The sequence below is a fragment of the Limnohabitans sp. Rim8 genome (assembly GCF_943326455.1).
Taxonomy (GTDB): Bacteria; Pseudomonadota; Gammaproteobacteria; order Burkholderiales; family Burkholderiaceae_C; genus Limnohabitans_A.
The window spans coordinates 21,157-34,955 of the sequence record NZ_CALPTI020000014.1; the positions used below are offsets into that span (position 1 = coordinate 21,157).

Consider the following 13,799-nt stretch of genomic DNA (forward strand, 5'->3'; position numbering starts at 1 on the left):
TCACAGCGGCCAGACCGAGCCCTGCTCGGGCACCAGGGCGCGCCATTTGATTTCATGCTCGATGCGCTGGCGCAGCATGTCGGACGCTTCGCGCTCACCGTGCACCACATACACCTGCCCGGGTGCGTTGGGCATTTTGTGCAGCCAACTGAGCAGTTGGTTGGCATCGGCGTGCGCCGAGGCCGACTCGATTTGCGCCACTTCGGCCCTGACCGGCACATCTTGTGCGTGGATGCGAATGGTGCTGCGGCCACTGGCCAGCGCGGCACCGCGCGTGCCCGGTGCTTGGTAGCCCGTCAAGACGATCAAGTTGCGGTGGTCACCTGCGTAGCGAACCAGGTGGTGCAAACGCGCCCACCGGTGGCCATCCCACTGGCCGCCAAGATCACCATGGGCCCATGCCGATGCGCCAAAGACTTGGACTGCTCCGGCGTCTCCAGCATGGTGGCCACATGGTCCATGTGGCGCACCTCTTGCGCATTCAGGCGGTGCTCGCCTGGGTGCCGCTCAAACAAAGCCGTGGTGTGGATCGCCATGGGGCTGTCCAGAAAAATCGGCAAACTTTTGGGGATTTCCCCTGCGGCCTTGAGCTGCGCAATGGTGTGCAGCACGGCCTGCGCCCGTCCCACCGCAAATACCGGTACCACGGCCACACCGCCGCGTGCCGCCAATTTTTTGAGCAGCGGCCCGAGTTCTTCAAACAGCTTTTCTTGGGGGTGTTGGCGGTCGCCATAGGTCGACTCGATCAGCACTGTGTCGGCCTGAGGCGGTGGCTCGGGCGGGTTCATCAGCGGGTCGTCGGGGCGGCCCAAATCACCCGAAAACAAAATGCGTCTGCCACCCACATCCAGCAGCAGACTGGCGGCACCCAAAATGTGCCCGGCGGGCTGAAAACGGGTCTTCCAGCCGCGAATCGGCTCGAACCAAGGCCCCATGTGTTCGGCGCGCATGTGCTTGAGGCTTTGTATGGCCTCTTGCTTGGTGTAGAGCGGCAAGGCAGGGGCGTGTTTGGAAAAAGCATGTCGGTTGGCAAAAAACGCGTCTTCCTCTTGAATGTGACCGCTGTCGGGCAACAAAATGCCGACCAGGTCGCATGTGGCGGCAGTGGCGTGCACATGCCCCCGAAAACCATTTTTGACCAGCAACGGCAAGTACCCGCTGTGGTCCAGGTGGGCATGGGTGAGGACCACCGCATCGATCTGTGCCGGATCGATGGGCAGAGGGTTCCAGTTGCGCAAGCGCAGCTGTTTGTAGCCCTGAAACAGCCCGCAATCGACGAGCAGCCGTTTTTGGTTGTGCTCGATCAGGTACTTGGAACCGGTGACGGTGTCCGCTCCGCCGAGAAAAGTGATGGTGGCGCTCATGTGCCCATGTTCACGGCATTGGCTGGCACAGGGTTTGACTTGGGTCAACGAATGAACCGACCTGCCAATTCATCCCGAAGTGCGAGAGGGGCTGCGGCGGGTGACGATTTTTACGGACACGCCATGAGGAACCCGCTGCAGCCCCCCTCGCGCTGCCAAGCGGGTTAAAGCAGACTCAAGCCCCGAAAAAGCCCTTGAGCTTGTCGGTCCAGGTTTCTCCGCTGGGCTGGTGCTTCCCACCACCCTTTGAGAGTGACTCCTCAAACTCCTTGAGCAATTTCTTTTGGTGCTCGGTCAGCTTGACTGGGGTCTCTACGGTGATGTGGCAATACAGGTCGCCAGGGTAGCTGCCGCGCACGCCCTTGATGCCCTTGCCGCGCAAGCGGAACTGCTTGCCCGTTTGGGTGCCTTCGGGGATATCGATGGCGGCTTTACCGCCCAGCGTGGGCACTTCAATCTCGCCGCCCAAAGCCGCTTTGGAAAAGCTGATCGGCACCGCGCAATGCAAGTCATCGCCATCGCGTTCGAAGATGTCGTGCTTTTTGAGGCGGATCTCGATGAACAAATCGCCCGGTGGCCCACCATTGGTGCCGGGCTCGCCGTTGCCCGCGCTGCGGATGCGCATGCCGTCATCGATGCCGGCAGGAATTTTGACTTCCAGCGTCTTTTGTTTTTTGAGTTTGCCTTGCCCATGGCAGGTACCGCAAGGCTCGGGGATGATCTTGCCCGTGCCACGGCATGTGGGGCAGGTTTGCTGGACGCTGAAAAAGCCTTGGCGCATTTGTACTTGGCCTTGGCCGTGACAAGTGCCGCAGGCTTTGACGCTGGTGCCAGGTTTGGCGCCGCTGCCGCTGCAGGTGTCGCAAGCTTCCCAGCTCGGAATCCGCAGTTGCGAGTCTTTGCCGTTGGCCGCTTCTTCCAACGTGATTTCCATGGCGTAACTGAGGTCCGCGCCACGAAACACCTGGCGGCCACCACCACGTCCGCCACGGCCTTGGCCACCAAAGATGTCACCGAAGATGTCGCCAAAGGCGTCACCAAAACCACCAAAACCTTCGGCGCCACCGCGCATGTTGGGGTCAACACCTGCATGGCCATGCTGGTCATAGGCTGCCCGCTTTTGTGGGTCAGACAACATCTCGTAGGCTTCTTTGCCCTCTTTGAACTTGGCCTCGGCCTCCTTGGCTTTGGCGTCCTCGCCCTGGTTGCGGTCAGGGTGGTACTTCATCGCCAACTTGCGATAAGCCTTTTTGATGTCTTCGTCAGAGGCGTTTTTCGCAACGCCCAGCACTTCGTAAAAATCTCGTTTGGCCATGAGGCAATCCAACCGTTAGAACAAGAACGCCGCGAAGGCGATTCAGGGGGCTGAATCAGCTTGCGCGGCGGGGCTGCGGCCAAGCCGCAGGGAGTGGGGCGTTAGCCCTTTTTGACTTCCTTGACTTCTGCGTCCACCACATTGTCGTCTTGGGGCTTGGCATCTGTGCCTGCAGCACCGGCGCTGGCTGCAGCTTGTTGGGATTGCATATCGGCATAGACCTTTTCGCCCAGCTTTTGGCTGGCGGTCATCAGGGCTTCGGTTTTGGCTTCGATGGCGTCTTTGTCTTCGCCTTTCAAAACTTCTTCGAGGCCCTTGACGGCGGCTTCGATGGCATCTTTTTCGGCCGCTTCAATCTTGTCTCCGTGCTCGGTCAAACTTTTCTTGACGCTGTGCACAGCGGCTTCGCCAGAGTTTCTGGCCTGCACCAACTCCAGCTTCTTCTTGTCCTCGACGGCGTTGAGTTCGGCGTCTTTCACCATCTGCTGAATCTCGGCTTCGGAAAGACCCGAGTTGGCCTTGATGGTGATCTTGTTCTCTTTGCCCGTGCCCTTGTCTTTGGCACCCACGTGCAAAATGCCGTTGGCATCGATGTCAAAAGACACTTCAATTTGCGGTGTGCCGCGCGCGGCTGGCGGAATACCCTCGAGGTTGAATTCGCCCAGAGCCTTGTTGCCGCTGGCGATTTCACGTTCACCCTGGAACACCTTGATCGTCACGGCTGGCTGGTTGTCTTCGGCGGTCGAGAAGGTCTGTGCAAACTTGGTGGGGATGGTCGTGTTCTTGGTGATCATTTTGGTCATCACACCGCCCATGGTCTCGATGCCCAGCGACAAAGGTGTCACGTCGAGCAACAACACGTCGGTGCGGTCGCCAGACAAGACTTGCCCTTGGATCGCAGCGCCCACGGCCACGGCTTCATCAGGGTTGACGTCTTTGCGTGGCTCTTTGCCGAAGAATTCTTTGACCTTTTCTTGCACCTTGGGCATGCGGGACATACCGCCCACCAAGATGATGTCATCGATCTCGCCGACCGACACGCCCGCGTCTTTGATGGCCATGCGGCAAGGGGCGATGGTGCGCTCGATCAGCTCTTCCACCAGTTGCTCCAGCTTGGCACGGGTCAGCTTGATGTTCAGGTGCTTGGGGCCCGTGGCATCGGCTGTGATGTAGGGCAGGTTGACGTCGGTTGAGGCCGAGCTGGACAACTCAATCTTGGCTTTTTCAGCGGACTCTTTGAGGCGCTGCAAGGCCAACACGTCTTTGGCCAAGTCCACGCCGGATTCTTTCTTGAACTCGGCGATGATGAAATCGATGATGCGCTGGTCAAAGTCTTCGCCGCCCAAGAAGGTGTCACCGTTGGTGGAGAGCACTTCAAACTGCTTCTCACCGTCGACATCGGCGATCTCAATGATGGACACGTCAAACGTGCCGCCACCCAAGTCATACACAGCGATTTTGCGGTCGCCCTTTTCTTGCTTGTCCAGGCCAAAAGCCAAGGCTGCAGCGGTGGGTTCGTTGATGATGCGCTTGACGTCCAGACCCGCAATGCGGCCAGCGTCTTTGGTGGCTTGGCGCTGCGCGTCGTTGAAATAAGCGGGCACCGTGATCACGGCTTCGGTCACCTCTTCGCCAAGGTAATCTTCGGCGGTTTTCTTCATCTTGCGCAAAATTTCAGCGCTGATTTGAGGTGGAGCCAGCTTGTTGCCGCGCACTTCGACCCAGGCATCGCCGTTGTCGGCTTTGGCAATGGTGTAGGGCATCAGGTCGATGTCTTTTTGGACTTCTTTCTCGGCGAACTTGCGGCCGATCAGACGCTTGACCGCGTAGAGGGTGTTGCGTGGGTTGGTGACCGCTTGGCGCTTGGCGGAGGCGCCGACCAATATTTCGCCGTCTTCTTGGTAAGCAATGATCGACGGGGTGGTGCGAGCGCCTTCGGCGTTCTCGATCACTTTGGTCGTGTTGCCTTCCATGATGGCCACGCATGAGTTGGTGGTGCCCAAGTCAATACCGATGATTCTTCCCATGAGGATGCTCCGAAGATGTTAAAAATTACAGATGAATGTCAGGTGGGGTGGGGGCAAAGTTTTTCAAGTCCCCACACCTTAAAAATGGTTTTTCGGACCTGAACCCGCAAGTCAAGGTGCTTTATTTGGGCGCGGTCACGGTGACCAAGGCGGGGCGCAGCACACGGTCGGCAATTTGATAGCCCTTTTGCAGCACAGAGACCACGGTGTTGGCTTCTTGCTCGGCGGGCACTACGCTGATGGCTTGGTGGTGGTGCGGATCGAACCTGGTGCCTGCGTGCGGGTCGATGGCCACAACTTTGTTGCGTTCCAGCGCGCTTTTGAGCTGGCGCAGAGTGGCTTGTGAGCCTTCGCGGATTTGCTCAGTCGTCACGTTGGGGATGGCCAAACCAGCCTCTAAGCTGTCCAAGACCGGCAAAAGGCTGTCGGCAAACCCTTCTACGGCGAATTTTCGGGCTTTGGCGATTTCATCGTCCGCACGGCGGCGGGCGTTTTGCACATCCGCTTGGGCACGCAGGTATTGGTCGGCCAAATCGGCGTTCTGGGCCTTGAGGTTCGCCAATTCCGCTTGGGCGTCGGCCAGTGGGTCGGTGGCGGCTTGGGCGGCCACGAGCTCTTCTTCGCTGGGGGCGGGTGAGGCAGGGGTGTGAGTGGGTTCTGACATGAACAATGACCGCAAAAAGTGTTGACCCCTGACAAATAGGGGCGTTGTCTCAGGCTTCAAGAGGGGCTTTGAGATGGAAAAGTTGGGTGTTGCCCCAAAAAAAACCCGCCATACGGCGGGTGGTGCCGGCGCCTGGCAGGCTGGTGTCAGTTCAGTGCCAGCAGCTCGACATCAAATTTCAAAGTGGCATTAGGGGGGATCACGCCACCCGCGCCGCGTGCGCCATAGCCCAATTCGGCCGGAATAATCAGGGTGCGCTGTCCGCCGACCTTCATGCCCGCCACGCCTTCGTCCCAGCCCTTGATGACCATGCCAGCGCCCAAGCCGAATACAAACGGGTCGCGGCGGTCACGGCTGGAGTCGAATTTGGCGCCTTGCTGGCCATCCTTGTAGAGCCAGCCGGTGTAGTGCACGGTGACGTCTTGGCCTGCCGTCGCGACTTCGCCTTCACCGACAACAGTGTCTTCGTATTGCAGGCCGGAGGGGGTGGTGTTCATGGGGAGATTCCTGTCAGAAAGGCCCGAAGTCTCAAAGACGCCGGTGTGTGGAAAACCCAAAATTATGCCAGCCCTTCGGTGGGGCGATCAGTCCGCGCGATGACGTTTGGCCAAATCGTTCATCAAGGCGCCAATGCCGTAGGTCCAAGGGGGGGCCAGGTCCGTGGTGCTCACTGGATTGACCAAGGTGCCCAACAAAGGGGTGGAGACGCTGACCACATCGCCCACCACATGGGTGAAGCCTTGGCCGGGACCATGTCGGTCTTGTGTGGGGGCGAACATGGTGCCCAAAAACAGCACCATGCCGTCAGGGTATTGGTGGTTGGCTCCCATGGCTTGGGACACCAAATCGAGCGGGTCGCGGCTGATTTGACCGAGGGCACTGCTGCCTTGCATCACAAAGCCTTCGGGGCCTTGCACTTTGAGGCTCAGGTCGCACTGGCGCACATCGTCGATGCTGAAGTTTTCGTCAAACAAGCGAATGAAGGGGCCGATGGCGCAGCTGGCGTTGTTGTCTTTGGCTTTGCCCAGCAGCAAGGCGCTGCGGCCTTCAAAGTCGCGCAGGTTCACGTCGTTGCCCAGGGTGGCGCCGACCACTTCGCCACGTGAATTGGCCGCCAGCACGATTTCGGGTTCTGGGTTGTTCCATTGGCTGCCGGGGTGGATCCCGACCATGGCGCCGCTGCCCACGGCACTCATGGGTTGGGCTTTGGTGAAGATTTCAGCGTCGGGCCCAATGCCCACTTCCAGGTACTGCGACCACATGCCCTGGGCCAGCAGCACTTCCTTGAGCTGGGCTGATTCAGGTGAGCCAGGCACCACATGGCGCAAGTTGTCGCCGATCACGGCCACCACAGCTTGGCGCACAGCTTCGGCGCGGCTGGCATCGCCGCGGGCCTGCTCTTCGATCACGCGTTCGAGCATGCTGGCGACAAAGGTCACACCGGCAGCCTTGACGGCTTGCAGATCGCAGGGGGCCATGAACCAGGATTGACCCCCAACGCGCTGCGCCGCATCGCTGCGGGCGAGGGTCTCGGCGGTGCTGGCCAGTGTTTTGGCCTGACCCGAAACCACATGGGCGCGGACCCGGGTGGCCACATCGGGCAATTCCAAAAGTCCACTGCAGGTGTTTGCCAAGCCCGATAAGTCAAAAACATCTTGAGGCGTGACGGCCACCACATGGGCACCTTTTCCAGGTACCCATAAACGGCCAATCAGCAAGGCTTGGTGCGCATCAACAGGCAGGCTGGTGTGTGACATGGTTCACGCTTTCGACAAATCAAAGGTAAATTTTTTGCAGCAGGCTCAGCAAAGTTTTGCGCTGTGCAGGTGTCAATTTCGCAGTTTTTTCGATTTCCAGTTCGGTCGCCGTTTGTTCAGCTTGCGCCATCAAATCGAGGCCCTTGGGGGTGGCATGCAGGCCAACAGCCCGGCCATCATAAGGATGCGGTTTGCGCTCAATCAGGTCCCGCGCTTCCAGAGATTGAATCAGCCCCACCAAATTGGGAGGCAACAAATTCAGGGCGCTGCACAGTTGACGTGAAGTCACGCCTGGGTTGTGGCAGATGGTGGACATGACCGAAAAGTCGACCGGTTTGAGTCCGTAGGGGGCCAGTCGCTCTAAAAATATTTCAATGATGCTGAGAGCGGCTCTGCGGGCGTTGTAGCCCATCAGGGTTTGGAGGTAACCGGTGTCCACCACCTCTACGGCGCAAGGCTCCGAATGGGCGGGAGGCAATTGACCACTCGCGTGGGTCACAGAAGATGGAGGTGTCGTTTTGGACGTACGGGGCATGGTGGGCGAATTATGCCGCCGCTGTGCACTGCTGGACGATGATGAATGTGCGCATCTGGAATTCAGGCAGCACCCAGCTGCGCAGGGCTTGGGCCGGAGCCTGCCAGCGTGTTGGGGCGTTGGGCGTGCTGTTGTCGACACCGGCTTCGATGCGCAACCAAGCCCAGTCCATCAGCACCAGCGCCACGGCGCGAAGGTAGTCGTCGGCCACTCTGTAGGCCAGGGCTGCGTCTTGTGGAGCGGTTTTGACAATTTGTGCGGTGATGGCGCGCAGGGTCTGAATGCGTGCGCCAGCCTGTGTGCTGGCTTTGGCCCCAGGCGGCAAGTCGGCTTGCAGGCTGTCGAGCAGGGCATAGATGCCGCTGCCGCCATCGGCCAGCACTTTGCGCACCAAGAGGTCAATCGCCTGGATTTCGTTGGTGCCTTCGTAAATCATGGCCACGCGGGCATCGCGCACGATCTGCTCAATGCCCCATTCGCGCACATAGCCGTGGCCGCCAAAGACCTGCAAGCAGTCGCTGCCGCCATGGAAGGCTTGGTGGGTGAAGACCGATTTCATGACCGGCGTGACCAGAGCGCACCAGCGCTGGGCGGCGGCTTGCGTAGCCGCATCGGGGCTGTGCTTGATCAGGTCGAGTTCGAGCGCGGTGCGGTAAGCCAACACGCGACCGGCGTCGACCCAGGCGCGTTGGGTGTCCAGAATGCGTCGCATGGCGGGGTGTTCACCGATGAAGTCGGCCTCGCCAGCGCCCTTCCCTTTGCCGGGTGCGCGCATCTGGCGGCGCTCTTGCGCATACGCGTCGGCTTTTTGCCAAGCGGCGTCCAGCAGGCCAATGCCTTGCAAGGCCACATGCAGTCGGGCGGCGTTCATCATCACGAACATCGCGTTCAGGCCCTTGCCCGGTTCGCCCACGATGGCGCACACCGCTTCGTCAAAGCGCATCACACAGGTGGGACTGCCGTGCAAGCCCATTTTTTCTTCGATGCGGTCGCAATGCACCCGGCTGCGTGAGCCGTCGGGGTAAAACTTGGGCACGAGAAAAAGAGACAGGCCTTTGGGCCCGGGCGGCGCATCGGGCAGGCGGGCCAGCACCAGGTGCACGATGTTGTCGGTCAGGTCGTGCTCCCCTCCGGAGATGAAAATTTTGGTGCCACTGACAGCATATTGACCATCGGGCAGGGGAACCGCTTTGGTGCGGGCCAGCCCCAAGTCAGAGCCCGCGTGCGGCTCGGTCAGGCACATGGTGGCCAGCCATTCCCCGGTGGCCACTTTTTCCAAATACTGCGCTTTGAGCGCATCGCTGGCGTGGTGCTTGATGCACTCGTAAGCGCCGTGCAGCAGGCCGGGGGCCATGGTCCAGCCCATGTTGGCCGCACTCAGCATTTCATAGAGCATGGCTTCCAGCACGCTGGGCAGGCCTTGGCCACCGTCTTCAGTGCCAGAGGCCAAGGCAGGCCAGCCCGCTTGCCAAAACGACTGGTAAGCGGCCTTGAAACCTGGTGGCATGGTGACTGCGCCATCTTTCCATTGCGCGCCAATTTCATCACCGTCGCGGTTCAGGGGGGCGATCACTTCTCCCACAAACTTGCCCGCTTCACCCAGCACCTGCTGCATGAGGTCCGCGTCCACCTCGGCGAAGGCGGGCAGGGCTTGCAGCTGGGTGGGTGCATTCAAAACGCGGGACAGCAAAAATTGCATGTCGTCGGTGCGGGGCTGGTAGGCGTTCATGGGGTTCTTTGCTCAATGGAAAAATCCTGCACACCTGTCAAGGTGCGCCGGAATGCGTTTGGCAGCAAGGGATCAGGAATCGACGCTGAAGCCAATGCGCTTGATCAGGGGGCCCCAACGCTCGAGTTCCACTTGCGAACTCTTGAGTTGGTCTGCGGCGCTACCGCCAAACGGGATCAAGCCCACGATGGTCAAGGCGTCTTGCACGCCTTTGTCTTTGAGGGCTGCGTTGATTGCCGCGTTGGCCGCTTGCACCACGTTGGCTGGGGTTTTGGCGGGGGCGTAAAAACCAAACCATTCTTCCACGGTCAACTCCGGGAAACCTTGCTCGGCAAAGGTGGCCACATCGGGCACAAAAGGTGAACGGGTTTTGCCGGATGTGGCCAAGATGCGCATCTTGCCCGCCTTGTGGTTGGCAATGAAGTCGCCGTGCGGTGTGAACATGCAAGCGATTTGGCCGCCCACCACGTCGGTCACGCCGGGCACCGAGCCGCGGTAGGGCACATGTTTGAACTCAAAACTCTGGTTCAGACCAAGCAAGGCGCCAATGAAGTGCGGTGTGGAGCCTGCAGCGGGCGAGCCATAGCTCGCTTGCGCAGGATTGGCTTTGGCCCAGGCGATGAAGTCTTTCACATTTTTGACGCTGGCCGGCACCATGGGGCCGACGGCAAAACCGTGGTGGATCATGGAGGCGGTGCCCACCGGGATGAAGTCCTCAAAAGGCTTGTCCTGCAGGTTTTTGAAGATGTGGGGGTAGAGCGAGATGGCAGAGAACGGGGTCATGGCCAAGACAGAGCCGTCGGCCGGAGCGCTCTTGAGCAGGTTCAGGGCAATCTGGCCGCCCGCACCTGGTTTGCTGTCAATGATGCCGGCGTTCTTGCTGTATGGCGTGCCACCAAATTTTTCGGCCACGCGGCGGGCGCAAATGTCGCCCGAGCTGCCGGGAGGGAAGCCGTAGAGCACTTTGACTTGCTCGATCGGCAGCCCACTTTGCGCCCAGGCTTGCTGGAATGCGGTGCTGCCCAAAATGGCGGCGCCGATGGTGGATTGGATGAATTCGCGGCGGTTGCTCATGCTGGTCTCCTATTGGAGTTAGTTAAAAAATTGAAAGAAAAAATGGCTGTTCAAACCATCAACGGGGGGATCCAGATGAAGAGTTGGCCGCTTTGTCTGCCGAGCCTTCCAAACCTGCCAACAGGGCTTTGCTGTTGCCAGGAATGACCATCTGAAATTGGTTCTCGACAAAGGTGTAGTCGTAGTAGCCCATGCGCGCCAAGGGTTGGATCTTCAGCACATCGATCAAGCCTTGGTCGCTGATGACCTCGTCATCGATGTGGATCGCCACCACGCGGCCAAACACCACGTCGGCTGTCCCCATGGGCGGCTTGCCCGGAAAGCGCAGGCTGTTCAAGTAGACGCACTCAAACTGTATGGGTGAGCCCTGCACGCGCATGGGCTTGACCAAGCGGCTGGGCAGTTTGATGAGACCCGCACGGTCAAATTCGTCCACGCCGTGTGGGACTTCTTCGGCCGAAATGTTGACCGCATCGCGCAAAGCGTAGGTGGCCATGTTCCAGACGAATTCGCCTGTTTGTTCTGCGTTGCGCACCGAGTCTTTGCGTTCGCCTTGGGTGGTTTGGTTGGCACTGAACATGACGATGGGTGGGTCAAAGGTCACGTTCTGGAACTGGCTGTAAGGCGCAAGGTTGTGGCGGCCTTGTGCATCGACTGTAGAGATCCAACCGATCGGACGCGGTATCACGCAAGACTTGAACGGGTCGTGCGGTAGGCCGTGGGGAGTGACACCGGGTTCGTAGTACATGGCGCAAGTCCGCGTTTCAGCTGCACAAAGCGCGGATGTCTTCAGGCACAGGGATGGCTTTGATGCGATCGGGGTCTTCGGGATGTTTGATGCAAAAAGCGCGCACCTCGGTGCCTTCGCAAAGCACGGTGTCGCCACGCATCACAACGTGTTTGTGCACAAAAACTTTCTCGCGCCACTCTTGCACACTGGTGTGCACCTGGATGGTTTCGCCGTAGGTGGCAGGTCGGATGAATTTGGTATTGATCTCCAAGAGAGGCGTGCCGATGATGCCCCGCGTCTTGACCAACTCGCGCCAGGGCAGGATGCCGCACTTCATGAAGAAGTTGAGCGAAGACGCGTCCATCCATTTGGAGAAATTCGGAAAAAAAACAATGCCTGCGGGGTCGCAGTCACCGAACACCACTTGCACATCGTAGACAACGGTTTTGGTCATGTTGGGCTTTCAGCGTGGGGCCATGCGCAATGCGCCATCGAGTCGGATGACTTCGCCATTCAGGTGGTTGTTGCTGACGATGTGGCAGGCCAGTTCGGCAAACTCGCTGGGCTTGCCCAAGCGAGCGGGGAAGGGGATGCTGGCGGCCAGCGATTGCTGCACAGGCTCGGGCAAACTGGCCAGCAAAGGGGTCTTGAACAGGCCGGGCGCGATGGTGCACACGCGAATACCGTGTTGTGCCAAGTCGCGCGCCATGGGCAGCGTCATGCCCGCCACGCCAGCTTTGGAAGCGCTGTAAGCCTGCTGGCCCACTTGCCCGTCAAAGGCTGCGACCGAGGCGGTGAAGACCATCACGCCTTTGGCGCCGTCTTCCAGGGCGTCCAGTTTGGCGCAGGCTTCGGCAAACAGGCGCGCTGCGTTGTAGGTACCAATCAGGTTGACGTTGATCACCTTGGCGAATTCTTCCAGAGGTGCGGCCTTGCCGTCCTTGCCCACCACGCGTTTGGCGGTGCCAATGCCTGCGATCTGCATCAGGATGCGGGCGGGGCCGTGCGCTGCTGCTGCAGTCGCGATGGCTTGGGCCATGCTTTCGGGGTCGGACACGTTGCACTGCACCGCCACGGCACAGCCGTCTCCAAATTCTGCGCCGATGTCGGCAGCCACGCGTTCGGCATTGGCCAGGTTCAGGTCGAGTACAGCGACCTTGGCGCCCATGCGGGCGAGTTCGCGCGCCGTGGCTTCGCCTAAACCGGAGCCACCGCCGGTGACCAATGCAGCTTGTCCTTGGATGTTCATGGTGGTTCCTTCAGATGATGGTGGAAATGTTCAGGCCGCTTCGGGGTTTTCGATCAGCAGCGCAATGCCTTGCCCGCCACCCACACAGGCGCTGGAGATGCCGTAGCGCAAGCCACTGCGTTGCAATTCACGCGCCAGTGTGATGGTCAGTCGCACGCCGGTCGCGGCCAAGGGGTGGCCCAGTGCAATCGCGCCGCCGTTGACGTTGAGTTTGGCCATGTCCAGTCCCAGCTCGCGGCCCACAGCCAGGGTTTGCGCCCCTTGCGCTTCGTTGATTTCAAAGCGGCCAATGTCGGACAGCTTGAGTCCCGTGCGCTCGAGCAGCAAACGGATGGCAGGAGCGGGGCCGATGCCCATGATCTCGGGTGGTACGCCCACGGCCGCAGCGGCGACCACGCGGGCCAAAGGCTTTTTGCCATTGGCTTTGGCATAGGCGCCTGATGTGACCACGCAAGCCGCAGCAGCATCGACCAGGGCCGAGCTGTTGCCACCGGTCTGCACGCCGCCTTCATAAACGGAACGGAGCTTGCCCAGTACCTCGGCGGGCGAGATGCGCGGGTGTGTGTCCGCGCTCACCTCGGTCACTTTGCCTTGCAGCTTGATGCCGCGAGAGATGTAGCCTTCCAGCTCGAATTTTTCGGTGACCACGGGCACGATCTCACCTGCGTGGAAACCGGCTGCCTGCGCAGCCACGGCTTTGGCAAACGAGTCGGAGGCGAACTGGTCCACCTCTTCGCGGGTGATCTTGTATTTTTTGGCGAGGTTTTCGGCGGTCTGGATCATGTTGATGCCAGCGGCCGGGTCTTTCAGGGCTTCCCACATGAAGTCTTTGAACCCCACGGGTGCGCCCAGCTTGAAGCCGGTGCGGTGGTCAAAGGCGGCGATCGGGTTGCGCGTCATGCTCTCGGTGCCGACCACGAGCGCGGCATCGCACACGCCAGCTTGGATTTGCTCACCCGCCTGGCGAAACAGCTCAAAGCCGGTGCCACAAATGCGTTGCACCATGATGGCGGGCACTTCTTGCGGCACGCCGGCATAAAGACCTATGTGGCGCGGCAGCACAAATTGGTCGAAGTCGCCGGGGGCCATGTTGCCGGTGATGACCGAGCCGATCTCGGTGGGGGCGATGCCTGCCCGCTTCAAAGCTTCGCGAGCGGCCTTGATGCCGAGGTCAGTGGGCGAAATGTGGCCCAGCGCCCCGCAGTAATCGACCATCGGCGTGCGCACGCCCTCGTGCATCCACACATCGGCAAACGCGTTGAAAAATCCTTTGGAGCTCATGGTTTTCTTTCTGTGTTTTGTAGGGGTCTAGCACTTGGGCGATGGCCTTTGGCGCCTAAGTCGGCCAATCGCCC

General features: G+C 60.0%; 12 protein-coding genes and 1 pseudogene. All 13 read right to left on the bottom strand.

Annotated features, from left to right (window positions below):
• Positions 1–1,364: pseudogene (locus Q1M54_RS10600) on the bottom strand (MBL fold metallo-hydrolase).
• A gap of 175 nt (positions 1,365–1,539) precedes the next feature.
• Entirely contained in the window at positions 1,540–2,679 is a 1,140-nt protein-coding gene (dnaJ, locus tag Q1M54_RS10605; RefSeq protein WP_300557057.1) for a molecular chaperone DnaJ, read from the bottom strand.
• A 101-nt stretch (positions 2,680–2,780) separates the two neighbouring features.
• Positions 2,781–4,706, bottom strand: coding sequence for a molecular chaperone DnaK (gene dnaK, locus Q1M54_RS10610; protein WP_300557059.1), 1,926 nt, complete (start codon positions 4,704–4,706; stop codon positions 2,781–2,783).
• Between the two features lie 121 nt (positions 4,707–4,827).
• Positions 4,828–5,370: a nucleotide exchange factor GrpE gene (gene grpE / locus Q1M54_RS10615; RefSeq protein ID WP_300557061.1), complete on the bottom strand. Its 543-nt coding sequence runs from the start codon at positions 5,368–5,370 to the stop codon at positions 4,828–4,830.
• Positions 5,371–5,516: 146 nt separating this feature from the next.
• Complete coding sequence (locus Q1M54_RS10620; RefSeq protein WP_108362626.1) at positions 5,517–5,867, bottom strand: FKBP-type peptidyl-prolyl cis-trans isomerase; 351 nt, start codon at positions 5,865–5,867, stop codon at positions 5,517–5,519.
• A gap of 87 nt (positions 5,868–5,954) precedes the next feature.
• Positions 5,955–7,127 (bottom strand): fumarylacetoacetate hydrolase family protein, encoded by a 1,173-nt coding sequence (locus tag Q1M54_RS10625; protein ID WP_300557064.1) that lies wholly within the window; start codon positions 7,125–7,127, stop codon positions 5,955–5,957.
• Positions 7,128–7,146: 19 nt separating this feature from the next.
• Positions 7,147–7,539 carry a MarR family winged helix-turn-helix transcriptional regulator gene (locus Q1M54_RS10630; RefSeq protein WP_366146255.1) on the bottom strand — a complete coding sequence of 131 codons (393 nt, stop codon included), beginning with the start codon at positions 7,537–7,539 and terminating at the stop codon, positions 7,147–7,149.
• Between the two features lie 133 nt (positions 7,540–7,672).
• Positions 7,673–9,391 carry an acyl-CoA dehydrogenase family protein gene (locus Q1M54_RS10635; RefSeq protein ID WP_300557068.1) on the bottom strand — a complete coding sequence of 573 codons (1,719 nt, stop codon included), beginning with the start codon at positions 9,389–9,391 and terminating at the stop codon, positions 7,673–7,675.
• Between the two features lie 72 nt (positions 9,392–9,463).
• Positions 9,464–10,465: a tripartite tricarboxylate transporter substrate-binding protein gene (locus Q1M54_RS10640; RefSeq protein WP_300557070.1), complete on the bottom strand. Its 1,002-nt coding sequence runs from the start codon at positions 10,463–10,465 to the stop codon at positions 9,464–9,466.
• Between the two features lie 58 nt (positions 10,466–10,523).
• Positions 10,524–11,213 (bottom strand): flavin reductase family protein, encoded by a 690-nt coding sequence (locus tag Q1M54_RS10645; RefSeq protein ID WP_300557072.1) that lies wholly within the window; start codon positions 11,211–11,213, stop codon positions 10,524–10,526.
• 16 nt (positions 11,214–11,229) lie between these two features.
• Positions 11,230–11,649, bottom strand: coding sequence for an acyl-CoA thioesterase (locus tag Q1M54_RS10650; RefSeq protein WP_300557074.1), 420 nt, complete (start codon positions 11,647–11,649; stop codon positions 11,230–11,232).
• A 9-nt stretch (positions 11,650–11,658) separates the two neighbouring features.
• Positions 11,659–12,444, bottom strand: coding sequence for an SDR family NAD(P)-dependent oxidoreductase (locus Q1M54_RS10655; RefSeq protein WP_300557076.1), 786 nt, complete (start codon positions 12,442–12,444; stop codon positions 11,659–11,661).
• 30 nt (positions 12,445–12,474) lie between these two features.
• A complete protein-coding gene (locus Q1M54_RS10660; RefSeq protein ID WP_300557078.1) occupies positions 12,475–13,725 on the bottom strand; it encodes a thiolase family protein in 1,251 nt (416 codons plus the stop codon).
• Between the last annotated feature and the right edge of the window lie 74 nt (positions 13,726–13,799).

What these genes read in the sequence shown, in the direction of transcription:
- dnaJ (WP_300557057.1), bottom strand. Translation starts at nt 2,679, where the DNA reads ATGGCCAAACGAGATTTTTACGAAGTGCTGGGCGTTGCGAAAAACGCC.
- dnaK (WP_300557059.1), bottom strand. Translation starts at nt 4,706, where the DNA reads ATGGGAAGAATCATCGGTATTGACTTGGGCACCACCAACTCATGCGTG.
- grpE (WP_300557061.1), bottom strand. Translation starts at nt 5,370, where the DNA reads ATGTCAGAACCCACTCACACCCCTGCCTCACCCGCCCCCAGCGAAGAA.
- Q1M54_RS10620 (WP_108362626.1), bottom strand. Translation starts at nt 5,867, where the DNA reads ATGAACACCACCCCCTCCGGCCTGCAATACGAAGACACTGTTGTCGGT.
- Q1M54_RS10625 (WP_300557064.1), bottom strand. Translation starts at nt 7,127, where the DNA reads ATGTCACACACCAGCCTGCCTGTTGATGCGCACCAAGCCTTGCTGATT.
- Q1M54_RS10630 (WP_366146255.1), bottom strand. Translation starts at nt 7,539, where the DNA reads ATGGGCTACAACGCCCGCAGAGCCGCTCTCAGCATCATTGAAATATTT.
- Q1M54_RS10635 (WP_300557068.1), bottom strand. Translation starts at nt 9,391, where the DNA reads ATGAACGCCTACCAGCCCCGCACCGACGACATGCAATTTTTGCTGTCC.
- Q1M54_RS10640 (WP_300557070.1), bottom strand. Translation starts at nt 10,465, where the DNA reads ATGAGCAACCGCCGCGAATTCATCCAATCCACCATCGGCGCCGCCATT.
- Q1M54_RS10645 (WP_300557072.1), bottom strand. Translation starts at nt 11,213, where the DNA reads ATGTACTACGAACCCGGTGTCACTCCCCACGGCCTACCGCACGACCCG.
- Q1M54_RS10650 (WP_300557074.1), bottom strand. Translation starts at nt 11,649, where the DNA reads ATGACCAAAACCGTTGTCTACGATGTGCAAGTGGTGTTCGGTGACTGC.
- Q1M54_RS10655 (WP_300557076.1), bottom strand. Translation starts at nt 12,444, where the DNA reads ATGAACATCCAAGGACAAGCTGCATTGGTCACCGGCGGTGGCTCCGGT.
- Q1M54_RS10660 (WP_300557078.1), bottom strand. Translation starts at nt 13,725, where the DNA reads ATGAGCTCCAAAGGATTTTTCAACGCGTTTGCCGATGTGTGGATGCAC.